The 21,959-nt window shown below is 62.9% G+C and carries 18 protein-coding genes; 11 read left to right on the plus strand and 7 right to left on the minus strand.

Annotated elements, in window-relative coordinates; genetic code table 11:
• The first annotated feature begins 16 nt into the window (after positions 1-16).
• Positions 17-454, plus strand: coding sequence for a GNAT family N-acetyltransferase (locus KR541_RS19700; RefSeq protein ID WP_089489961.1), 438 nt, complete (start codon positions 17-19; stop codon positions 452-454).
• 31 nt (positions 455-485) lie between these two features.
• On the opposite strand, the gene KR541_RS19705 is transcribed toward KR541_RS19700, so the two are convergent.
• The 3 genes from KR541_RS19705 to KR541_RS19715 all read right to left on the minus strand — a co-directional run bounded on the left by KR541_RS19705 (position 486) and on the right by KR541_RS19715 (position 5,290).
• A complete protein-coding gene (locus KR541_RS19705) occupies positions 486-1,316 on the minus strand; it encodes a peptidylprolyl isomerase (protein ID WP_176016748.1) in 831 nt (276 codons plus the stop codon).
• Positions 1,317-1,603: 287 nt separating this feature from the next.
• Positions 1,604-3,538 (minus strand): SMP-30/gluconolactonase/LRE family protein, encoded by a 1,935-nt coding sequence (locus KR541_RS19710; protein ID WP_050017155.1) that lies wholly within the window; start codon positions 3,536-3,538, stop codon positions 1,604-1,606.
• Positions 3,539-3,991: 453 nt separating this feature from the next.
• A complete protein-coding gene (locus tag KR541_RS19715; protein WP_050017156.1) occupies positions 3,992-5,290 on the minus strand; it encodes a dicarboxylate/amino acid:cation symporter in 1,299 nt (432 codons plus the stop codon).
• Positions 5,291-5,770: 480 nt separating this feature from the next.
• On the opposite strand from KR541_RS19715, the gene KR541_RS19720 reads away from it, so the two are divergent.
• Together KR541_RS19720 and KR541_RS19725 are read left to right on the plus strand one after the other, a co-directional pair.
• Positions 5,771-6,925, plus strand: coding sequence for a glycosyltransferase (locus KR541_RS19720; protein ID WP_060733715.1), 1,155 nt, complete (start codon positions 5,771-5,773; stop codon positions 6,923-6,925).
• Positions 6,926-7,028: 103 nt separating this feature from the next.
• Entirely contained in the window at positions 7,029-7,763 is a 735-nt protein-coding gene (locus tag KR541_RS19725) for a polysaccharide deacetylase family protein (protein ID WP_050017165.1), read from the plus strand.
• Positions 7,764-7,950: 187 nt separating this feature from the next.
• On the opposite strand, the gene KR541_RS19730 is transcribed toward KR541_RS19725, so the two are convergent.
• A complete protein-coding gene (locus KR541_RS19730) occupies positions 7,951-10,032 on the minus strand; it encodes a hypothetical protein (RefSeq protein ID WP_050017166.1) in 2,082 nt (693 codons plus the stop codon).
• 246 nt (positions 10,033-10,278) lie between these two features.
• On the opposite strand from KR541_RS19730, the gene KR541_RS19735 reads away from it, so the two are divergent.
• The 7 genes from KR541_RS19735 (at position 10,279) to KR541_RS19765 (ending at position 17,874) form a co-directional block, all read left to right on the plus strand.
• Positions 10,279-11,397 (plus strand): helix-turn-helix transcriptional regulator, encoded by a 1,119-nt coding sequence (locus KR541_RS19735; protein WP_050017167.1) that lies wholly within the window; start codon positions 10,279-10,281, stop codon positions 11,395-11,397.
• Between the two features lie 426 nt (positions 11,398-11,823).
• The gene (locus KR541_RS19740; protein WP_050017168.1) at positions 11,824-12,210 is read left to right on the plus strand and encodes an ectoine synthase; all 387 of its coding nucleotides are present in this window, start codon (positions 11,824-11,826) and stop codon (positions 12,208-12,210) included.
• Positions 12,211-12,317: 107 nt separating this feature from the next.
• Positions 12,318-13,538, plus strand: coding sequence for an MFS transporter (locus KR541_RS19745; protein WP_089489957.1), 1,221 nt, complete (start codon positions 12,318-12,320; stop codon positions 13,536-13,538).
• Positions 13,528-15,051 (plus strand): class I adenylate-forming enzyme family protein, encoded by a 1,524-nt coding sequence (locus KR541_RS19750; RefSeq protein ID WP_216089743.1) that lies wholly within the window; start codon positions 13,528-13,530, stop codon positions 15,049-15,051. The genes KR541_RS19745 and KR541_RS19750 overlap by 11 nt, the downstream gene beginning before the upstream one ends.
• Positions 14,946-16,085: a class I SAM-dependent methyltransferase gene (locus tag KR541_RS19755; RefSeq protein ID WP_244138032.1), complete on the plus strand. Its 1,140-nt coding sequence runs from the start codon at positions 14,946-14,948 to the stop codon at positions 16,083-16,085. The genes KR541_RS19750 and KR541_RS19755 overlap by 106 nt, the downstream gene beginning before the upstream one ends.
• A complete protein-coding gene (locus KR541_RS19760; protein WP_080334366.1) occupies positions 16,085-17,317 on the plus strand; it encodes an acyl-CoA dehydrogenase family protein in 1,233 nt (410 codons plus the stop codon). Before KR541_RS19755 ends, KR541_RS19760 begins: the two co-directional genes overlap by 1 nt.
• Positions 17,314-17,874 carry a RidA family protein gene (locus tag KR541_RS19765; RefSeq protein ID WP_089489956.1) on the plus strand — a complete coding sequence of 187 codons (561 nt, stop codon included), beginning with the start codon at positions 17,314-17,316 and terminating at the stop codon, positions 17,872-17,874. Before KR541_RS19760 ends, KR541_RS19765 begins: the two co-directional genes overlap by 4 nt.
• A 113-nt stretch (positions 17,875-17,987) precedes the next feature.
• Here KR541_RS19765 and KR541_RS19770 read toward each other — a convergent pair whose 3' ends face one another.
• A complete protein-coding gene (locus tag KR541_RS19770) occupies positions 17,988-18,857 on the minus strand; it encodes a S66 peptidase family protein (protein WP_204383975.1) in 870 nt (289 codons plus the stop codon).
• A gap of 336 nt (positions 18,858-19,193) precedes the next feature.
• On the opposite strand from KR541_RS19770, the gene KR541_RS19775 reads away from it, so the two are divergent.
• Entirely contained in the window at positions 19,194-19,502 is a 309-nt protein-coding gene (locus tag KR541_RS19775; protein ID WP_050017173.1) for a hypothetical protein, read from the plus strand.
• 84 nt (positions 19,503-19,586) lie between these two features.
• Here KR541_RS19775 and KR541_RS19780 read toward each other — a convergent pair whose 3' ends face one another.
• Both KR541_RS19780 and KR541_RS19785 read right to left on the minus strand, forming a co-directional pair.
• A complete protein-coding gene (locus tag KR541_RS19780; RefSeq protein ID WP_050017174.1) occupies positions 19,587-19,820 on the minus strand; it encodes a hypothetical protein in 234 nt (77 codons plus the stop codon).
• Positions 19,821-19,885: 65 nt separating this feature from the next.
• On the minus strand, positions 19,886-21,532 hold the full coding sequence (locus tag KR541_RS19785) for an AAA family ATPase (RefSeq protein ID WP_235356290.1): 1,647 nt from the start codon (positions 21,530-21,532) through the stop codon (positions 19,886-19,888).
• Between the last annotated feature and the right edge of the window lie 427 nt (positions 21,533-21,959).

The raw sequence follows: 21,959 nt of genomic DNA on the forward strand, positions 1-21,959 counted from the left end.
CAACCGTTCATCACTCATGAAACCGGCGATCCATCTGCGTGCTGCTTCCCAGGAAGATCTCCCGTTCCTGCTGACGCTCCGTCGACTGACGATGACCGAGCACCTGCAGCGCGTCGGCGCGCCGACCGACGATGACGCGCACGACCGGCGCATCCGCACGAACTTCGACGATGCGATGATCGTCTGCGAAGGCGCCGACGCGATCGGCCTGCTGAAGGTGACGCGCGACGCCGGCGAATGGCACGTCCATCAGATCCAGATCCTTCCCGCGCGCCAGGGCCACGGAATCGGCGAGGCCGTGCTGCACGCATTGCTGACCAACGCCGCACGCGCGCACGTGCCGGTGTCGCTCAGCGTGCTGCACGGCAATCCGGCGCGGCGACTCTACGAACGACTCGGCTTCCGCGTCGCGTCGGAGACCGACACCAGCGCGAACATGATCTGGCGCGCGTGACGCGCGGCGATTCGACACCGCCGCATTACCGTTACTGCGTGATCTTCGCGTCCCTCAGCAGATTGCCGATCATCTGCGCACTCGCCTTCTCGGCCGCGATCGCCTGCAACTGCTGCTGAAGCGTCGGCTTCGCGGTTTCGAAACCCGGCACCTGCGTCGGCCGCTTCGCATCCAGCTTCACGATCGCGCGCGCGCCATCGACCGGAATCGAATCCTTCGTCACCGCGCCGACCGGCAGTTTCTCGAGCGCCTGCGCGACCGGCAGCGGCAGCCCGGCCGTCTTGCCTTCCGCGGCCGGCGTGTTGAAGCTCACCCACGGCAGCTCGCCGCCGGTATCGCGGCTCGGCGCCAGGCTGTACTGGCGCGCCAGCCCGTCGAACGACTTGCCCGCTTTCAGCTCGCTCAGCACGGTCGCCGCCGCCACCGGATCCTTGACGACGATCACGCGCGGCTTGTACTCGTTCTTGCCGAGCGCCGCGACGAGTTCGTCGTAGCGCGCCTTGACCTGCTCGTCGGTGACCGGCTCCGGCTTCACGTTGTCGCGCAGGTACAGCTGCACCTCGGCCGTCACCTTCGCCTGCTGCATCGCCGCCTTGACCTCGGGCTTGTCCGCGTAGTTTGCCTTCTCGGCCGCCTGCTGAACCAGCACGCGCGTGATCAGCTGATTCTTGATCGCCTGACGGATCTGCGGCGAATCGGGCTGCCCGGACGCGCGCAGCAGCGTATCGACGTCGGCCTGCGTGATCGGCGTGCCGTTGACGGTCGCGACGGTCGCCGCCGTCTGCGCGTGGGCAGCGCCGCTCAGTGCGCCGGCCAGCGCGACGATCGTCAACAGGCGATTCGGTGTCGTTTTCATCTTCATCGGTTGGGTCGCTTCGAGCATAAGAAACGCGGCAGGGGTAGCCGCGCCGGTTCATCGTGCACGCCCGCACACCGTCTGCGGGAGTCGCTGCCATTGTGCACGGAACCGCATTTCCACGTCGGGAGGTTCGGGAAGCGGGTCCGACACGGCGCCGCGCGCATGGTGCCCGCGGTTCATTGCGTGCGCGTTGCGCAACAATCCCGCGGAATCGCATCGATTGCGCGCACGATTGCTTTCACGACTTCGCGACTACGGCCGCTGCCCAAGGCGGCCGCATGTTCAAACCGTCACGGCGTCCACCGGTACACGGTGATGCTGTTCCCCTTCACGTTGTTCTTCATCACCACGTATTCGCCGTTCGAGCGGCGGTACGCGCGGATGCTGTACATCGCATCGATCGCGCTGCTGGTATCGACGGTCGCGGGGCTCGCGTTGACCAGCGTCGTGTCGAGATTGCCGGTGTTGAGGTTGAACGCGTCGACGTTCGGCCACAGCGGCCCGCTGCTGCTGAACCAGTAGCCGACGAACAGGTGGTTGCCCGCCGCGTCGATCGATTTCGCGCCGCTGTGCGGCAGCGTGATCACCGGGTCCGGCTTCGTCGTGTTGCCCGCGCGCCAGCCGTGATACACCTCGATGCGCGTGCCGATCGACGTCCAGTCGTTGGTCCCGACCGCGCCCTGCGCGAGCACCATCGTGTCGCTGTCCGCGAGATAGACGATGCGCGTGAGCGGCAGGATGCTGGCCGGAATGCGGGTCGCGACGCCCGGCCCCCACGACGGCTTGCCGTTCGCGTCGAAGCCGGTCAGCGGGTAATGCGTGATCGCGCCGGTCTTGTCGAGCCCGGCCCATACGCCGCCCTGGCTGTCGACGCTGAAGCCGCCCGTCACGCGCTGCGTGGTATTGAACGCGGGGCCCGGAATCGAGCCGTCCGGAATCGCGACGTAACCGTTCGCCGCGTTGAAGTGATAGAAGTAGAAGACCGGCGGGTTCTGGCCGGCCGCGACGAGAATCCGGTTCGCACCGACCGACGTGAGCAGCCCGAAGTGTTCGTCACGCTGCGTGTCGCTCATGTTGATGCGCGGGTCCGACGGATACGTGAACGGATCGACGGTGTTCGCGACGAACTTGCCGCCCGCGCTGCCGCTGTAGATGTGCGTGCCGCCGTAGAACAGCGCGCCGTCCGTGACCGGGTCCGGCGCGGCGATGCCTTCGAAGTTCAGCGACTGCAGCGTCCAGCGCAAGTTGCCGCTGCTGCCGTACGCATGAATGTCGGTCGCGCCGTTGCGGCCGAGATCCCAGCTGCCGCCCCACGGGTTGTTGAGCACGTAGAGGTTGCCGCCGGTGTCCTTGCCGATCCCGGCGATGCGCGTGAAGCGTTGCGCGCCGACCTGGCCCTTGATGCCCGTCGTCGTGTCGAGATAGCCGCCGCGCACACCGAACGTGCCGGCGAGCGCCGGCCGGCCCGAGATCGAATAACGCTTGATGTTCTGGTCGGGGCCTTCGTCGCCCACCAGCAATTGTCCGGCCGCCGCATCGACATACAGCGCCGACGGATGCGAGCCGGCCGGCATCCGGATCGTATTGAGCAGCGCGCCGGTCGGGCTGAAGCCGACGATCGAGCCGGCGCTTTTCTGCGCGACCCACACGTTGCCCGCGCCGTCCACCGCGAGCGCGCCCGGCGCCGACACGGCGATATCCCGCTGCCACACGCCATCGGTCGTGAACACGCGCACGCGATTGCCGTAGAAGTCGCTCGCATAGAGCAGCGAGCCGGCCGTCGCGAGCCCGGTGACGACGTCGATGCGCGGCTGGTTGGTCGCCGCGCTGATCTGGATCACGAGGTCGCGATACTTGGTCGCGCGGTTGTAGCGCCCCACCGCGCCGCTGCCATACGTCTTGCCCGGCTGCAGCGCGACGAACAGCGACGTTGCATTGCCGGTGATCGCGCTGCCCTGGAATTCCGAATGCGCGCCGATCGAGCCGAGGCTCTTGCCGTTCTGGTAGATCGCGACGCCGCCTTCATCCTCGTCCCACATCGATGCGGTGTAGATCACGCCTTCGGGCGCGACCCACATCGCGCGCGCGACGTTGCCGACGTGCGCCGCGAGCGTGCCGTACGTGTTCGCGATCCAGTCGGTGGTGTTGGCTGCGTGCGTAGGAGGCGCAAATGCGGCGATTGCCGCGGCGACAAGCGCGGCCCGGATTCGTTGTCTGGCGACCATGACGGATGCTCTCCTGAACGGGGCAAACATTCACATAAGGGATCGGCCGGCCAGATGGCTTGAAGTCCGCGAGATGTAAATTCTTCCCCGAATCATCCGGCGCGGTCGGTATGACGTACGGCATGCATTCGAAAATGCGCAGGGCGAGAATAGCGTTATATAAATCGAAAAAAATTGCGAATCGCCCGCGCTTGCGACGAGCGCGACTATGCGTCAGTGAATGGTCACTTCCGCGGCGGATCGGGAATCGGGAAAATCAGGCACTTGCCTGACGGAATATCGCCGCCAATTTGACGTCGATCAATTGAAACGGCGAATGCCATTTCGGAAGTATCGAAAAAGCTACTGCGCCCAACGCAAATCGCCAGCCTGAATCCGTATCGAATCCAGGCCGACGCATATCATGTGTCGCGGGTCGGGCAACGCGGCGTTGCACCGCCGCGTTGCAGTGCATCATGCCGACGTTTCACGCACCTTCACTTCGGCTACGCGCGCGCCGTCCGATTCGTCGTCGTCGCGCGGCGCGTCGAGCTGCCCCTCCCATTTCGCGACCACGGCCGCCGCGATCGAGTTGCCGACCGCGTTGGTGGCCGAGCGCCCCATGTCGAGGAACATGTCGACGCCCATGATCAGCAGCAACCCGGCTTCGGGCAGGTTGAACTGGTTGAGCGTCGCCGCGATCACGACCAGCGACGCGCGCGGCACGCCGGCCATCCCCTTCGACGTCACCATCAGCATCAGCAGCATCGTGATCTGCGTGCCGAGCGGCAGATGGATGCCGTACACCTGTGCGATGAACAGCACCGCGAACGTGCAGTACATCATCGAGCCGTCGAGGTTGAACGAATAGCCGATCGGCAGCACGAAGCTCGAGATCTTGCGGTTCACGCCGAAACGGTCGAGTGCGTCCAGCAGCTTCGGATATGCGGCCTCGGAGCTGGCCGTCGCGAACGACAGCAGGAACGGCTCGCGAATCAGCCGGAGCAGCGTGAACGCGCGCTTGCCGAGGAACGTCACGCCGGCGAGCGTCAGCACGGCCCACAGCAACGCGAGCGCCAGATAGAAGCTTGCCATGAACTTCGCGAACGTGAGCAGGATGCCGAGCCCTTCGGTCGTGATCGTCGACGCCAGCGCCGCGAACACCGCGACCGGCGCGAACCCCATCACCGCGCCCGTCACCTTCAGCATCACCTGCGCGAGATCGTCGATCACGCCGGTCAGGCGCTTGCCCGCTTCGCCGAGCGCGGACAGCGCGGTGCCGAAGAAGATCGAGAACACGACGATCTGCAGGATTTCGTTGTTCGCCATCGCCTCGGCGATCGACTTCGGCACCAGGTGCACGACGAAATCCTTCAGCGTGAACGCGCCCGTCTTCAGGTTGAGCGCCGCATCGGACGGCGGCAGCGGCAGGCTCAGGTGGCTGCCCGGCTGCAGGATCGTCGCGGTCAGCAGGCCGAGCAGCAGCGACGTGAACGACGCGATGACGAACCAGCCGAACGCCTTGACGCCCACGCGGCCCACCGCGCCGCCATCGCCCATCTGCGCGATGCCGACGGTCAGCGTCGCAAACACCAGCGGCGCGATGATCATCTTGATCAAGCGCAGGAATATGTCGGACAGCAGCGATACGTAGCCGGCGACTTCCTTCGCCATCTTCGGGTCGGGAAACGCGCTATGGCACGCGTAACCCACGGCAATACCAAGCATCATCGCGACAACGATGTACTTGGTAATGTTGTGTTTCTTCTTCATTAGTCGTCCAAATTACAAAGCGTATGTTGCTAACGGCGGGCCAATCATTCGCGTCCGGCTGCGAATCGAAACCTGTGTCGACATGCCGGCGATCTGTCCGCTGCGGGCGGTCTCCGGCGGTCACCCGGGCGGACAGGGGGGGCATTCTAACGCAAATGGCGCACCAGCTTTCAATTCCGAAAGCCGCGCCGGTTGATTTGCGTCCTGATGTCGTCGGGAAAGGAGTCTCGTCGCGCACGACGCGACGCGACGCAGCGATCGCGACACATTCTCACAAAGATGCGCAGACATCGACACTACGACACGTAACCGATCTGTAATATTTGGAAATGATTCGCGTTGACGCCGGCGCTTGACGCCAACACGCAATCTCGAGCCGGAAACGCGGCACCGCGTTCACGTCATTGCTTCCATCAGGTCGAGTCATTCATTTCATCAGCAATCCTTCGAAATGAATGACCGAAAAAAAGCGGCATCGTGATGAACATTCTGTACACCAACTTCCACGGCGATTACGGCGGCGGCCAGGACACCTACGTCCGCGATCTCGCGGTCGCGATGAGCCGCCATCATCGCGTGACCGTGGCGTCGCCGGAAGGCAGCCGCCTGTCGCGACTCCTGCAGGACAGTCCCGACGTGGCGATCTTCGACATGGAATTCAAGCCGCGCTGGAACCGGCTGTGCCGGGAGATTCTGCGGCTGCGCCAGCGGATCGCCGGCGAGCGCTTCGACGTGATCCACGTGAACGGGTCCGCCGATCACCGGCAGGTGATGCTCGCGCTGCTCGGCTGCCGGTATCGGCCCGCGGTCGTGCTGACCAAGCACAATACCTATCGCGCCGACAGTTTCGGCAACCTGCTGCGCGCGCGGCTCGCCACCGACCATACGATCGCGGTCAGCGACTACGTCGCGAGCATGCTCGCGCTGCGCTCGCCGTACGGAAACGTCACCGTGGTCAAGCACGGCGTGCGCCGGCCGGCTGCCGAACGACTGGCGGCCGACGAGATCCGCCGCCGCAAGATCGCGCGGTTCGGGGCATCCGGCGCGGACGCGATCGTGCTGGGCAGCAGCGCCGGCACCGCGCCCGAAAAAGGCTGGATGGACCTGATCGCGGCGCTCGGCCGCCTGCCCGAAGCCGAGCGCGAGCGGTTTCGCGTGCTGCTGGTCGGCGCGGAGCCGTCCCGCGAGCAGCGCGAGCAGCTCGCGCGGCACGGCATGGCGTCGCGCACCGCGTTCACCGGGCGGCTCGACGATGTGCGGGCGCCGTTCTCGATCATCGACGTGTCGTTCGTGCTGTCGTACCACGAGAGCCTGTCGTATGCATGCCGCGAAGCGATGTCGCTCGGCTGCCCCGCGATCGTGACGCGGGTGGGCGGGCTGCCCGAAAACGTCGAACCGGGCGTGGACGGCTGGGTCGTCCCGCCGCGCGAGCCCGCGGCGATCGAAGCGATCCTGCGCGCGATCGTGCAGGCGCCCGGTTGCATCCGGGCGATGGGGCGCAGCGCGCGGCTGAAAGGCCGCCGCGAATTCTCGTTCGATGCGTTCATCGACGCGACCCTCTCCGTCTATCAGAAATCGGTTCGACACAACCCGTCGCGCTGGGTGACCCCGTTGAGAACCACGAAATGGCCATGAATATCTGGAAGAAGTACTGGGACCTGCGCACGCAGGAGTGCGACTTCAAGACCCTGCGGATTTTCCGCAAGGCCGTTTAATCCCGCCTTCCTGCGATCCACCCATGCTTGCGCGCACCTCACGCTATCCGATCCTGATGTATCACCAGATCCGCCCGCTGCCGCCGCCGACCGACCGGCTGCGCGGCCTGAGCGTCGCGCCCGACGCGTTCCGCCGCCAGATGACGCTGTTCAGGCGGCTCGGCTATCGCGGCCTGAGCGTGCGCGAGCTGCAGCCGTACCTGCGCGGGGAGCGGCAGGGCAAGGTCTTCGGCATTTCGTTCGACGACGGCTTTCTCAATGTGCTCACGCATGCAATGCCCGTGCTCGACGCGCTCGGGTTCACCGCGACGTGCTACTTCGTCGCCGGCCGGTTCGGCGGCGCGAACGACTGGGACGCAGGCGCGCCGACTGCGCGTTCGCCGCTGATGACGTGCGCGGACATGCTCGCGTGGCGCGATCACGGTCATGAAATCGGCTCGCATACGCTCGATCACGTCGCGCTGTCGTATGTGCCGTCGCCTGTCTCGGACTTTCAGCTCACCGAATCGAAGCGGAAACTCGAAAGGCTGAGCGGCCAATGCGTCGAATCGTTCTGCTATCCGTACGGTGATCTGGATGCGCGCGTGCGCGATCAGGTCATCGCTGCCGGTTACGGCAATGCGACGACGACCCGGCGCGGATGTGCCGGTGCGAACGACGATCCGTTTCTGTTGCCGCGGATTCCGGTCGCGGGCGGGGTCGGCGCCGTGAGGCTGGGGTTCAAGTGTCTGAAGGCACGGGTGGCGGCGGCCTGGTAGCGCGCATCGTCGCCGGGGCATGCGCCGCAGCGGCTCATCCGCCGACATCCCGATACCCGTCCATGCCGTGTGGGCGCACGGATGGGCTCCGCCATCACGCCAAGGCCGGCGAGCGGAAACGCGCCGACGGGATCGCGAATCGTCCCGCCGGCCGCGCGTTCGCCGCACGCATCGGCCCGGCTGCCCGTTACCGGTCGTACTCGAAAGACTCGGTGAAAGCCGTGTCGCCCGGATCGGACCAGCTCAGGCTCACGAACGAGAAGTCCGTGTTGCCGCCCCAGCCGGCCACCGACGGGAACGCGACGCCCTGATCGCCCGGCACGTTGAGCGTCACCGCCGCACCCGGCTGGACGAGCGGCGCCGATGCAGTACCGTTGACGAACGTCGCCGTTGTCTGCCCGGTCGCGGTTGCGCGAATCTGCACGTTGCCGCGCTTGACGAACGGCAGCCCCGCTTTCGACGTCCACGCCAGCGGGAAGGTCGCGCCGCCCGCGAACGTGGCGGCAGAGCCCGGCGTCAGCTTGTCGCGCGTGGACTGCGCGAGGTCGTGCCACGCGTACTGACGCAGCGCATCGGGCGACGGCGACGGCGTGCGCAAGCGCACCGTGTAGTGCCTGGCCGGCGTCGACGTGTTGCCGTTCTGGTAGACGTCGATCGTATAGGCGCTGAACGGCTTGATGTCGGCCAGCTCGGCGGCGCTCAGTTGCGGCTTCGCCCACGCGGTATTGTTGCGCGGTGCGTCGCCGGGCCACGTGAACAAGCCCTGGTTCGCCGGGTCCTGCGCGACGCCGGCCAGGCGGAAGTTGTTGCGGCACTGCGCACTTTTCGCCAGTGCGGCGAGCTGCGCCGGCGTCTGCCCGCTGGCGATCTGCGCGCGGATGTTCAGCGTGTCGCAGGTGCCGCTCGACGGCTGGAGAAACACGCCGTTGCGCAAGCCGGGGCCGTTGACGATCGCGAAGTCCACCGCGGTGCCGGACGCGTCGACGGCGCCCACCTGCAGGTTGAGCGAATCGACGAACGCGTTGGTGCCCGTCGACGGATTGGCCGGGTTCAACCAGTCCCACTTCTGCGCGTTCGCGTTGACCTTGCTCAATACCGCGCGCTGGTTGCCGATCACGCGCCAGCCGGTATCGCCATTCGCGAGACTGCCCGGCCGCACCGCGAGCTGCACGTGTTGCTGCATGCCGTCGCGAATGCCGTCGCTGCGGGTCCACGCGAGCTTGATCCACATCGTGTCGCTCGCGACGACGCGGATGACTTCCGGCAGGCTGAAGCTGGCGTTGTTCATCGCATCGTCGGCCACGATGCCCGGCGTGCCGCCGGCCGGCGCACCGAACTCCTGGTCGACCGACATCCCGTTGTTCAGATACGCGGCGGGCACGCCTGCATTCAGCGCGCCGGACGCGACATCGTCGACGAAGATCTGGCCGCACGCCGATACGCTGCCGCCCGTGCGCGCAGCGCCGGTCGACCCGGCGAAACACTGGTTGAGCGCGCGCTGCAATGCCGCCAGATCGCTGGCGCTCGGCAGGTTCGACACCACCGCGCCATTGATCGTCGCGGCAGCAGGCAGGCTGGCCTTGTCGCTCGCCTGCGGCGCGACGCCGGGCGCGAGCTGAAGCTGCACCGGCGTATCGCTGGACGCGCCCGCCACCGAGCTGATCTGGATGCCGCCATCCGGCAGCACGTTGATCTTCACTTGGTCGAGCAACCGGTCGAGCCCCGGCGCACCTGCGGTCAACGGGCCGGAAATCAGGTCGACGCCCGTATTGCCGGTGGCGGCGAGCAGGTCGGCCAACACCGTCGAATACGCCTGCACCGTGCCGGCAACGGCCTGGGCCGTGACCTTGCTTTGCAGCAAACCAGTGTCGGCCAGCAGCTTCGTCGGGTCGCCGCCGACGATCGTGGCCGCGATCGCGTTCGTGATCGGCGTGATGTTGATCGTCTGCGTGCCCGCCGTGGCGCTGAGCGCGATCAACGTGGCCTGCGAATCGGCGACGTTGCCGTATGCGGACAACGCAAAAGGCGCGGTCAAGCCGGTCACCGCGCAATGAAACGCGCCGGTTGACGCATCGGCCGGGCAGTCGACCGTCTTGCCGTTCGCATCGACCAGCTTCACGGTGGCGGCCTGCATCGCAGCGCCGGCCGCCGCGACGCCGCTGACCGTCTGAGCCGCCGGCTGCCCGGGCGGTGGCGAAGAACTGTCGCTACCACCGCAAGCCGACAGGACGAGCGCTGCAATACCGGATACGACAGGCGTGAGTTTCATTGCGTTTCCCCCGACATCCTTCTGGTTGATGCGTGTCATATGCACCGCTCATGCACGCTGGATGGCAGGGATTCTCGCAAAGCCGATTTTCGCGATCATCATTCACGTGGATGAAAATCGGCAAATAACACCGCATGAAACGCAAACAACCTGTGTTAGCCTGAAAAAAATCCTGAAAATTCGGTATTCGAAGCAATATCGTCAGACAAAAACCACATACGAAGATCGCGAAGCGACGGGGGAAGCATGCAACGGGACCAACTCATCGGGGACCTCTATGAGGCCGCGCTGCAGCCGGACGGTTTTCTCGAAGTTTTTCATCGGGTATCCGAATCGCTCGGCGCAAACGTTTTTCACATGTTCAGTTGGGACGCCGCGCGCAATGCCCCGCAATTCTCGATCTATTCGCCGCGCGCGGAATTCGACGAGATCATCGCCCGCTACGACCAGTATTACGGTGCGCTCGATCCACGCCGCGGCTTCGTCGAGAACGCGCCGCTCGGCGAATTCGTTTGCTGTCAGGATCACCTCACCGACCGCGACGTCGAACGCAGCGAGTTCTTCCAGGACTTTCAGATTCCGTCGGGATTTCGCTACCTGATGGGGATTCGCTTCGCGCGCCCCGGCAGCGACAACATTCTGCTCGGGCTACTGCGAGCGCATGGCCGCGCGCCGTATTCGCCGGAGGAACGCGCGACGCTGACCGGTATGGCCGGGCATCTGCAACGCTCGATCAACCTGTGGCGAGACGCGCGCGTGCTGCATCGCGACGCCACGCTCGGCGCCGAACTGATGGAGGAGCTGGGCCTCTCCGTCTTTGCGCTGGACAGGCACGCGCATGTCGTCTTCGTCAACCGGGCGGCAGAGTCGATGCTGCGCGTCACCACCTGCCTCAAGCTCGAGAACGGCTACCTGAGCGCGACGAGCGCGCCGCAGAACGATGCACTCAAGGCGGCGTTGACACGTGTCGCGAAGACTCGCAAGAGCGAGAGCGTTGCGCTTTCGGGCACGCTGGTGGCCGCGCATGAAGTTTTTCTCAGCATCGCGGCGCTGTCCGGACAGGCGCTCCATGCGACGTTCGGCGATGCGACGCTGCTGGTCACGGTCAGGCGACGCGGCGCGGCGCCGCTCGTCGTCGCACAACAGTTGCGGCAGTCGTTCGGTTTGTCGAGCGCCGAAGCGGCGGTGGCTGAGGCACTGATCAACGGCAAGACGCCTGATGAGTGTGCGGCCAGCGCGGGTGTGTCGCTAGCGACGGTGCGTACTCAATTGCGGGCGATCTATGAAAAGACCCATTCGCGGAATCAGGCCGAAGCGGTCGGGCGGATGCTTTGGGTACTGCCGCAGCATAAGTGCAAGGATTGAGGCGGCGCAGGGCGGGTAGTTGTAGCCGGGTCGTGATCAGCGATCAATTCGATAATTAGAGGATCACGCGACTCGCAAAAATGCCGGGTTTAATACATCCATCGAAGATAGAACATTCAACCCTTCCCAAACTATGAAAACACCCCTCATCAAGACAGCTTTGAAAGTCAGGCAACCCACGGATATGTAGAAAAACTACATCGCCCCTCTCCAGCGCAGCCCCCAACACCATCAAGACAGATTTACGTAATCACCATAAATTCCCTCATATTCCGCGCTTGACCAGCTACGCCGCCAGCGGTTAATGTTGAAAAACTACATGATTTAGCCGGCCATCCTGTTACGGGCACTGGCTTGCTTTTTCGTGGCTTCGCTTCCACCGAGAGCAGGACAATAATTTCTTACATAAAAGAAAGGAGTGCGAATATGTTCGTCAGGAACCTGAGAGATGTCGAAAAAGATGGACTGCTTGTCGAATGGGGATCCGGCACAAGCCATCGCTTGTTGACGGAAAAGGACGGCATGGGATACGGCGTGTGCCATACGGTGGTGCGTGCGGGTACGGAATCGCTACTGCAATACCGCAACCATCTCGAAGCCTGTTATTGCATTGCGGGCGAAGGCGAGGTCGAGGACATGAACGGGAACGTCTTTCCGATCCGCCCGGGCACCCTCTACGTGCTCGATCAGCACGACCAGCATTACCTGCGCGGCGGCAAAGACGGGGATCTAGTGCTTGTCAGCGTCTTCAATCCCCCGCTCAAGGGACACGAACGGCATAACCTGGCGTCTGCAGAAGCATCCGCTTACTAAGGCTCGATACGCTCATTCCGGGAGGCCCCGGGGTAGCAGCCCTCCCGGCAACGTCCGCAGGAGCGCGCATGCATCGCGTGCTCCGCGCAAAAGAAAGGTGACCGTTCGTGCGCGCCCAGCATCAAGCCTTTTTCCATTCGCTTTTCCTTGCCCGCCTCGCCGACCAGATTCTGTTGTTTCTCGTGCCGCTGGTCATCTTTCAGATGACAGGACGCGTGTCCTGGTCGGGCATCGCGTTTTCGCTCGAAACACTGCCGAGATACCTGTGCTTCCCGTTTCTAGGCGCGCTTTGCGACCGGTATTCGCCCACGAAGCTGATGCGCGTCAGTCAGATTCTCCGCGCGGCGGTATGCGTCGCGGGCGTCGCCGCCTACGACCTCGTCGGCGGCATCGGATGGCTGATCGCGCTGTCCGCGTTGTGCGGCATGCTGACGAGTCAGGGCATCGTTGCGCGCGAGGTGATGCTGCCGCAGATATTCAGCAGCCATCGCTTCGAAAAAGTGCTGTCGTATTCGCAATTGGCCGACCAGCTTGGCCTGGTGCTCGGCCCCATGCTCGCGGCGATCCTGCTGTCCTGGTGGCGCTGGGAATTCGTCGTCGCGGCCGCCGCCGTGCTGTTCGTCACGGCCGACGTCGCGCTCGCCTATTGGCAAAAGGCCAGCGCGTTCGAATTCGTGATGCCGGAAGGCACGCACGGCACCTGGTTCAAGCCGATCAGGACGGCCTTGTCTCACGTCGTCCATCTCCCGGGCCTCAAGTCCGTCATCATGCTGGCTGCCGCGGAGAACCTCGTGATCGGCGTCACGCTCGCGACATCCGCCGCGATGGTCACCGGCTTTCATCACGAAAGCGGACGCTATTACGCAGGACTGCAAACGGCAGGCGCGTGCGTGACGATCGCGATTCTGCTGATGACGGCGAGGTTGCATGTCCCGCGGCGCATCCTCGGCCTCGTCGGCTTCGGTTCGATCTGTGTCGGCGGCGTTATCGCGGCAGCCAGCCCGGGAATTGCGGGGTACGTTTTCGGCTTCCTGCTGATCGTCGGGTTCGACAAGATGTTCAACGTGTACATCCGGAGCACGCGGCAGAAGATCATCCCCGCGCGTGACTACGGCAAGACGACGGGCGTCGTCATCCTCCTCAACAACATGACACAGCCGCTCGCGGGCGTCGCGGTAGGCGTGTTCTCGACGCGTTTCGGACCAGACACGGTGATCATGGTGCTGTCCGTGTGCATGGGTTGCCTCGGGTTGCTGGTCTCGCTCGCGCCCCGCATTCGAAAAGACCACGGCCCCTCGTCGGCCTCGGCGTCCTCGCATGAAGGCTGATGCCATGATCGAACGACTCCCGACATACTTCGAGCGCAGCGCGAGCAGCCGGCGAGACAAAATCGCGCTGGCGGTCGACGGACGTTCGGCAACCTACGGCGAATTGCTGGACGTGATGTCGACGATAGCCGATACGCTTCACCGTCTCGGCATTCCCGCCGGCGCGCGCGTCGCGCTCTATTCGGAGATGTCCGTGCATGCGGTGGCGGCTGCATTCGGCATCCTGAAGGCGGGATGCATCCTGGCATGCATCAGGCACACGATCGACACCGCCGAACTGGAGCAGCAGATCGCGGATTGCGGCGCCAGCGCGCTCGTGGCATCGCGATCGACCTCGCCGCGCATCGCGTCCCGTCATCGCGCGGTCACAATCGACGCGACCCGCGGCGACCTGTCGGACTATGTCGTCTGCTTCGCGACCGACGGCGCATCCGAAGCGGTCAATCCCTCCGTGGATGACGCCGCAACGATCTTCTACACATCCGGCTCGACCGGCGATTCGAAGGGCGTGCTCGTCACGCACCGGAACATGATTGCCGCATTCCGCTCCGTCTCCGGCTATCTCGCCAATAGCGAACGCGACATCGTGCTCAGTTTCTCCCCGGGCTTGAGTTCGGACTACGGCTTTTACAACACGGTCATGCCGCTGCTGTTCGGGGGCCGTGCCGTGGTCGAGACGGCGTTGCCCGCGTCGGGCGCCGCCATCGTCGACATCATTGAGCGACACGGCGTAACCGGCCTGCACGTCTTTCCGCCGGCGCTTTTCCGTCTGTGCGAATCGGGCGACCTGCCTGCCTCGAGACTGCAATCGCTGCGGTATGTCTCGACCAGTGGACAGGCGTTGCCCGGCAAGTACATTCGCCTGCTCAGGCGTGCGCTACCGGCTGTCCTGATCTACTGCAACTACGGTTCGACCGAGTGCAAACGCATCGCCTACCTGCCGCCCGCCGAACTCGATAGACGTATCGGCTCAGTCGGCAAAGCCATTCCGGGCATCAGGACCTACCTCGTCGGCAACGACGATGCGCTCGTGGTCCAGCCCTGGCAGGTCGGTGAACTGGCGGTAGCCGGCGATCTGCTGATGGAGAAATACTGGGAGCGCGAAAGCGATACCGCCCGCGTCATTCGCAAAGGATGTTTCGGTGAATCGCGCGTGTTCATGACCGGTGATCTGTTCGCGATGGACGAGGAAGGATTCCTGTTCTTTCAATGCAGGAAAGGCGACCTGTTCGATCGAGACGGCGTGCCGGTGAATCCGCGCGCCGTCGAGCGGGTATTGCTCGACCACGAATCCGTTGCGGAGGCGCTCGTCGTACCGGTTTCCCGATCCGACGGCGCACACGTCCCCAAAGCCTATGTCGTTCCCGCTGCGACATCTGCGGCCAATGCAATCGAACTGCTCGATCATTGTCGCCGCCATCTGGATTCCGCTGCGGTTCCGGCAAGCATCGACTTTCTGCGAGCACTGCCAAGAACGTTCGGCGGCAAGGCGTCCGCCCAGGGTTTGAACTGATACCACATGCAAAGAGGTCAACCATGACGTCAAGCGGAATCGAGGACGGCGCGGAGCAGTACCTGGAAAGCGCGCCGATGATCCGGATGGCAAGTTATTTTCACAGCCTGGCGACGGGCGCGACGCAGGTGCCGAAGCAATCGGTCGCGAGCCGCATCCGCCATTTGCTGCGCGATCCGGACGTGCTTGCCTATCACGACCTGATGGTCGCCGAAGCCGGGCCGCTGTTCACGCATTTCCTTGCCAGCGTGCCAGCCATACTGGAGGAAATGTCGCGCGTCGGCGTCGCGCTCACGCGGTATTCCGAACGTCGCAGGCAGCACGCGGATCAGCACTTCGAGTTTTACGAGGTCGATGCCTTCGACGGCACCAACGGCAGAACGCTGGCAAAACGATCGAACGGCCTGATCCGCACGTTCACGAACTCGCCCAATCCGGCCAACGAAACGACGTTCAACCGGTTCGCCAATCACGACTTCTCGGCGTTCCACCCGCAGGCATTCGCCCACGTCACCCCTCGGCTGTTCCGCGAACATGCGCGCCTCGACCGCTTCTCCGGCACGTTCGACTACATCTACGAGACTGCCGCATTTCAGTTCTATGGCGTGGATCGCGCGGACCAGATTCGTCACGTCGCGCGCCTGCTCAAACCGAACGGATTGATCTTCTTCCTCGAGAAGCTCAACTGCGATTCGCTCGACGAGTATGACAAGCGCGAACGCGTCAAGGACGAACTGCACAAGCGCCATTACTTCAGCCGCGAGGAAATCGACTGGAAGCGCAACCAGATGCTGTCGCAGATGCAAAACGGGCAGGTGACGTTCGATACGCTCGTCGCGTCGATTCACGAGCAATTCGAACATGTCTATCTGCTCTGGAACGGGACGAATTTTCACGAGTTCGTCGCCTCCAACGACGCACGATCGATCGAGGCATTCGTCTCGCTGCTCGGCGAACCCTGCATCGAGCCCGTGTTCTGCTTCGAGCACCCCGTACCGCGCAGAGTAGCCGGGCCGCGAGGAGACGCGACGTGATGCAGCTGCATGATGACTTGCCGGCAATGGATACGATCCGGTCATGCGTGGACGGGCTCGAACTCGAGCGCACGCAGATCGGACGACGCATCGAACAACTGCTCCCGCACTGGCAGGCTCGCGCACAGGCGGCCGATCAGCTCGCGCGCCTGTCGCCCGAGACCATCGCCGAACTGCACGATACCGGGCTCCTCCACCTGCTGACGCCGCGCCGCTACGGCGGATTGCAGCAGGACTTCCCGACACTCGTCGAAGCTGCCCGGCTCGCGGCCACCGCATGCGCGTCCACGGCCTGGATGTTGAGTGTCGTCGGCGGACATGTGACGACTGCGGCGCGCCTGCCCGCCGCCTGTCAGGACATCATCTTCGCGAACGGGCCGCGACAGCTGTTCGCGACGGCCACGGTTCAGAACGGCACGTTCGTCAGGGACGGCAGCGGATTCCGGTTGAACGGCATCTGGCGCTACAGCTCGGGCATCGATCACGCAACCTGGGTAATCGTCTCGGCACGACTCGGCGGGACGGACGCACCGGAGGCCCAGGAGATCTTCAAGGTCGTGGTTCGACGCGAAGACGTCCGTGTGCTCGACACGTGGCACGTGTCCGGCATGCGCGCGACAGGCTCCAGGGATATTGCATTCGACAAGCTGTACGTGTCGGACGAGTGGGTGTTCGCTCGCTCGAACTATTTTGGCCCGCATCCCGCCGGCGCCGACCTGCATCCCGACGCGTATCTGTACGACGTGCCGCTCATCCCGTACAGCACGACGTGGATCATCGGACCGATTCTGGGCTGCGCACAGGGCGCATACCGGCACTGCATCGATACGCTCCGCAGCCGCGGTAGAAGCGGCGACGCGGTGCTTTGCGGGCACATCGCGAAAAGCGACGCGGAGCTCGCCTGCGCCGGTCGTCTCTACGACGCGCTGGTCCGCACCTTGCACACGGCCGGCATCGCGCGACGCGCGGTGTCGCCTGCCGAGACGGTCCGCATCAGGCGTGATCGCGCGTTCATCGCACAGCTTTGCGTCGACGCGATCCGGCGACTGATCGGCAGCATGGGCACCGCCGTGGCATTCGACGCCCATCCTGCACAACGTCACTGGCGCGACCTGCAGGTCATGGCGTCGCACATCGACGTCGGCTGGGACGCGGCGGCTGTTGCGTATGGCGGCCACGCGATCGCGCATTCGACGGACACGTCCCGCGAGTCTCCGCCGGTGTATCAATGAATACCGCGATGCCGGACGACGAAACGGAGACGATCGACATGAACCGGGACGCGATATTCCGCGGCATTGCCGATGCGCTGGGACTCGCCGTGGACGAGGATTTTGGTGCGGCCGGGCGGTACGCGCCGCTCGTGCGCTGTGACAACCAGATCTTCGTCAGTGGACAAATTCCGAAGCTCAACGGCGAAATCGCCGTTCGCGGTTTGATCGGATCGGACGTGTCGGTGGACAGCGGTCGGCGCGGCGCGATGATCTGTGCCGCTCGCTGCATCGCGCTGTTACAACGGTCGCTCGGCACCCTCGAGCGGGTCCGGGCCGTTCCGCGCCTCGGCGTCTATATGCAAAGCGATCCTGAATTCGAAGAACACAGTGCCGTCGCCGATGGCGCGTCGGAGGTGGTGCATTCCGTGTTCGGCGAAGCGGGCGTGCACGCAAGAACGTCACTCAGTGCATTCCGGCTGCCTCGATACGCTGCGGTCGAAGTGGATCTGGTTGCGTTCGTCTGGCGGGATTCCGGCGGAGGGAGGGGTACGGCGAGGGGTAAGGGGCAGACGTAAAACTCCAAAAATTGCGGCGGTTAAAGCAGATTATTTCGAGGCGTTTTCATCATCAATTCAAAGACAACAGATTGGGACTGCGGACGCGCGTTCCCGTCCTTCTAGATTCGACGCTACGCGACGAACCGGATCGCGCCGTTCTCGATGGCAGCCTGGTTGCCGTATTGCCAAGTGATGTTGCGGTGTTCATGTCCGATCGGCAGACCCGAGTAGATCGGCAGGCCGAAGCCGCCCAGCACGTCGACAAGCATCTGCTCGAGCGTGAAATCCGCGCCATCCGGGATCGGGCAGCGCGTGAACTGCCCGAGCACGAACGCGCGGGCCCCGTCGAACGCGCCGCTCAGACGCAGTTGCGTCAGGCTGCGGTCGAGCCGGTAGCCGAATTCCGTCACGTCTTCCAGCAGTACGATCGCATCGCGTGAGCGAAGCGACCAGCGTGTACCCGCGACGCTCGCGAGCACCGTCACGTTGCCGCCGCACAGACGTCCCCGCACCGCATCAGGGGCGCCGGACACATGCCGCAGGCTCAGCGGTGCGCGTTTGCCACCGGTCAGCACGGCGCGCATGTCGGCACGCGTCGCGTCGTCGACCTTGGTCGCCAGGCTGTGGAATGTCGGACCATGCAACAAGCGCACGCCGGGCCGGTCTGCAAGCGCGCAGAATAGCGACGTCGCGTCGGAAAAACCGACGATCGTCTTCGGCGTCGCGATCTCGTCGGGCAGGCGCTCGAGCAGATGCGCGCAACCGAATCCCCCTCGCGCGAGCCAGACGATATCGATTGACGGATCCATCAAGGCGCGCCGCAGGTCGTCCGCGCGCTCCTCGGCGGTACCGGCAAAATAGCGGTACCGATTGCCGAGATGCGCGCCCGTCGTGACCTTGAAGCCCCAGCTTTCGACGAGCGCGATGCCGCGCGCTATTCCTTGCGGATCGGGCACACCTGCGGGCGCGACGACGCACACTGTCTTGCGTGTTGATTCCATTGAACGGATACCGTGAGGATAAGAATCCGCTGAATATAGCTGATACCACCCGCGAGCCGCTCACACCGGCGAGGCGACACACTTGCGGGCTCGCAGAAAGGGTGTTTTTTGCACCCTATATAAATTAATGACTTGGACAACTTTTTTGAGACAAGCCGACCGGAGTCGTCTCAGAAAAGATGTCCTTGGGCCACAAAATTCTCGGAAGAGCTGTCTTTGGGAATTTCGTCCTCCGACATCGAGCAAGCTGCTCATTTCATTCAGCCAGTTCGCCGCAATTTCGTGGCGGCCCCATGATGCTGAGGATGGAAGACCCAAGACACGAACGGAACAAGGTTGACTCATCACACAACCGAAACCGAGTGCTACGTCATCGATGTTGTCGCTCAGACCCGCGGGCGACTCTCGCTCTTCATCCGGGCCGTGGAGAACGTGGGCATCATCCCCCTGTTGGCCTGGGCCGCCATTACCCTTGCCAGCTTCCGGCGGGACGGCACGGTGCCGCTGGCGTGGCGCACCGCCGCGGTCGGATCGTGCCCGGCATCTTTTATTTTTGCGTTGCACCTCGTAGACATCGCTTACAACCTGGAGCGCTTCGCCTTGATCTCGAGCAAGCCGTCACGAACCGGAATGATGCCGCGATGAACGCAGGTGTCTGTGGCAAAACACACCACCTGTCTGTTGCATTTCAGTCCGGACGCCGACATCCGCGGCCCGCGTTAATGACGATCATCGGAATCCGACTAGATTGACGGTGGAACCGGCCGGCAAGTACGGCGCAATGTTCTCTACCATTTGACGGACTGCCTTGGTCGTAGCCAGGTCGTGCCGTGGCAGCCAGCTCACGATTGACCAGCACGCAGGGTTTTGAACCATGGACGCCGCATAGGCAAACGCCTCCGCTTTGCATTGCTGGCGCTTGTAGCCGAACACACTCAGGAAGGCCATTACGAGCAAATGCATGGCCACCATCCGGTCCTACCTATACCCTACGCAAAGCGACCGCGCGTAACAGATGGAAGCCGTCTCTATTCGTCCAACGTCAACGCTGCATTCGCGAACTGCTGCGTCCAGAATCCATGGAGCTGACCGTTCTTGTACGTTGGATCCTTAGACCTGAGACTCTTGATTTCCCGCTTCGCAGTATTGCGCAACTCCTCGATCGCCTTCTTGACGCCCACGGTCGATACATTGGAAAGCAAGATTTTGGAAATCAGATGCGCCTTGAGTCTTCCGTCTCCGCGTGCGTCGTCGGCGACGAATCGCTTCTCAGAAATATCTTTCTCTGTAGCGCCAAACATGGTCTTTAGATGCACCGTGTCCAAAACAAGGAACCCATTCTCGTGCGCTTTTTCGCCAATCGGAATCCGTTCGTCCTCTACGATGAGAACATAGCCATCGTCGGCGAGGCTCTCGTAAATCAGTGACCCTGCACCAAAAAGGCCCACCCACACTCTCGGCGGTATTTCATGAAGAACGTTGGTCAACACAACAACTGATATGCTACCTTTGTCCTTTACGGCGAAAAAGTCGTCTTGCTTATGGAACAGACGCTCATCCGTTCCAAAATGCTCCGATATGACCGCAGCGCAGTCATCGTGACTGTCTCTGTACTCATCGAACGCATAGTAGTCAAGGGTGTCACGAACCACGCCACTCGCGTCCTCAATCAGCGCTGCCAGCCCCTCCAGCAGCCTTCCTCGGCCAGCTCCAAAGTCCAAGATCGGCAACGCCAAGTCGCGCTTCAGGAGTGCAAGTTGTCTTTGAATTTGTGTGACCTGAGGGTCACCCTCTCCTCCAGCGATCACTTGTGGAGGGAGCAAGCTTTCGCTAGCGTAGCGGACTGACGCAAGTTCTACTGGCAGGTTAGTGAATGCCCGAAGTTCGGATATTCCGTCTTCGCCACCGAGTAGGCTTCCTAGAACGATTTCGGGATTTTTTCCAGCATGAGAGATCGCCCCCTTCTCCATGTACCAGAGACACATGGGATCAATCCGCGACATATACGCCAGCAACGGGACGGAATGTGTGGCAACCCAAATCTGCGTCGTCGTCGTTCTTTCATACACAGCTTTCACGACGTCAACCACGGCTGACGGATGCAAGTGGTTCTCCGGCTCGTCGAAGACCAAGACGGTTCGTTCGAGGTTCTGCTCCTGCGAGTGAAGGGCAACACATAGCTGCAGCATGACCTTCTGGCCATCTGAGAGTTGCGCGTCTCCCAGAAGAAGCCCAAATATCATCGGATAGCCGGTGCCTACTTGTCGACGGATCGGCTCACCAAGCATATGTGTGATGAGTTCCTGAAAGGAAGCATGCCTCGCTTCGATTCTAAGCTTCTCATCTTCGCTTCCACCGAAGTGCTGGTGAGTTACATCATGGTACTCGCTAATGAGATTCTGAATGTAGAACAGTGCAGTGGTATGAAACTCACGGTGTCCAATGCTAGTTGCATCTTTCGATCGCGTCGCAATATCGCCGAAAGCCTTCTTTCGAGGATCATCCAGTTCCAGTACTTTTGGTACAAAATTCAGGAGGCGAAACGCCTCCGCTTCTGGTGATTGGACAAATTCCGTGCACGCAGCATATGCAAAAGTGTGAACATCTACCTGCGCCTGCCAAGCGGGAACGTGCTCTGCTTGAGGCTTCGCATCAATATTCGCTTGCCAGGACATCGCATCTCGAAGACATCCCTGAGGGTCTCCGAGGCGCTCGGCTGTACGCGCTGACACGACCGATTCCAAGCCGCGAAGTAGTCTAGACTTCCCTGCGCCGTTCTTGCCTGCGATCGCGACAAATCGACCTAAGCGTGTCATATGTATTTTTTGCAGTCCGAGATGCGCGAAGGCTTCGGGCGGCATTGTTAGGCTCGAAATCAGCATGGGAATGCGAGAAAGTCGACGAAGTAAGTTCGAGAATTCACAATTGTACTTGCAGATTCTGCACCCCGTGCTGCGTTGTGTTGCAACTACGTAAGGTGCTGGCGCAGCTGCTCCGGGTGTCGATCTAATATTGCGTCAAAATCCCATCCCACCAAATATTGACCCGCGAGTTCCTGCGGAGCGAGTCTAATCTCATCCGCAACACATAGGTTGCCGTCTT

The sequence above is a fragment of the Burkholderia sola genome (assembly GCF_905400185.1).
GTDB lineage: Bacteria > Pseudomonadota > Gammaproteobacteria > Burkholderiales > Burkholderiaceae > Burkholderia > Burkholderia sola.

What these genes read in the sequence shown, in the direction of transcription:
- KR541_RS19710 (WP_050017155.1), bottom strand. Translation starts at nt 3,538, where the DNA reads ATGGTCGCCAGACAACGAATCCGGGCCGCGCTTGTCGCCGCGGCAATC.
- KR541_RS19735 (WP_050017167.1), top strand. Translation starts at nt 10,279, where the DNA reads ATGCAACGGGACCAACTCATCGGGGACCTCTATGAGGCCGCGCTGCAG.
- KR541_RS19725 (WP_050017165.1), top strand. Translation starts at nt 7,029, where the DNA reads ATGCTTGCGCGCACCTCACGCTATCCGATCCTGATGTATCACCAGATC.
- KR541_RS19700 (WP_089489961.1), top strand. Translation starts at nt 17, where the DNA reads ATGAAACCGGCGATCCATCTGCGTGCTGCTTCCCAGGAAGATCTCCCG.
- KR541_RS19715 (WP_050017156.1), bottom strand. Translation starts at nt 5,290, where the DNA reads ATGAAGAAGAAACACAACATTACCAAGTACATCGTTGTCGCGATGATG.
- KR541_RS19785 (WP_235356290.1), bottom strand. Translation starts at nt 21,532, where the DNA reads ATGTCCTGGCAAGCGAATATTGATGCGAAGCCTCAAGCAGAGCACGTT.
- KR541_RS19765 (WP_089489956.1), top strand. Translation starts at nt 17,314, where the DNA reads ATGAATACCGCGATGCCGGACGACGAAACGGAGACGATCGACATGAAC.
- KR541_RS19720 (WP_060733715.1), top strand. Translation starts at nt 5,771, where the DNA reads ATGAACATTCTGTACACCAACTTCCACGGCGATTACGGCGGCGGCCAG.
- KR541_RS19770 (WP_204383975.1), bottom strand. Translation starts at nt 18,857, where the DNA reads ATGGAATCAACACGCAAGACAGTGTGCGTCGTCGCGCCCGCAGGTGTG.
- KR541_RS19750 (WP_216089743.1), top strand. Translation starts at nt 13,528, where the DNA reads ATGAAGGCTGATGCCATGATCGAACGACTCCCGACATACTTCGAGCGC.
- KR541_RS19780 (WP_050017174.1), bottom strand. Translation starts at nt 19,820, where the DNA reads ATGCATTTGCTCGTAATGGCCTTCCTGAGTGTGTTCGGCTACAAGCGC.
- KR541_RS19730 (WP_050017166.1), bottom strand. Translation starts at nt 10,032, where the DNA reads ATGAAACTCACGCCTGTCGTATCCGGTATTGCAGCGCTCGTCCTGTCG.
- KR541_RS19705 (WP_176016748.1), bottom strand. Translation starts at nt 1,316, where the DNA reads ATGAAGATGAAAACGACACCGAATCGCCTGTTGACGATCGTCGCGCTG.
- KR541_RS19760 (WP_080334366.1), top strand. Translation starts at nt 16,085, where the DNA reads ATGCAGCTGCATGATGACTTGCCGGCAATGGATACGATCCGGTCATGC.
- KR541_RS19740 (WP_050017168.1), top strand. Translation starts at nt 11,824, where the DNA reads ATGTTCGTCAGGAACCTGAGAGATGTCGAAAAAGATGGACTGCTTGTC.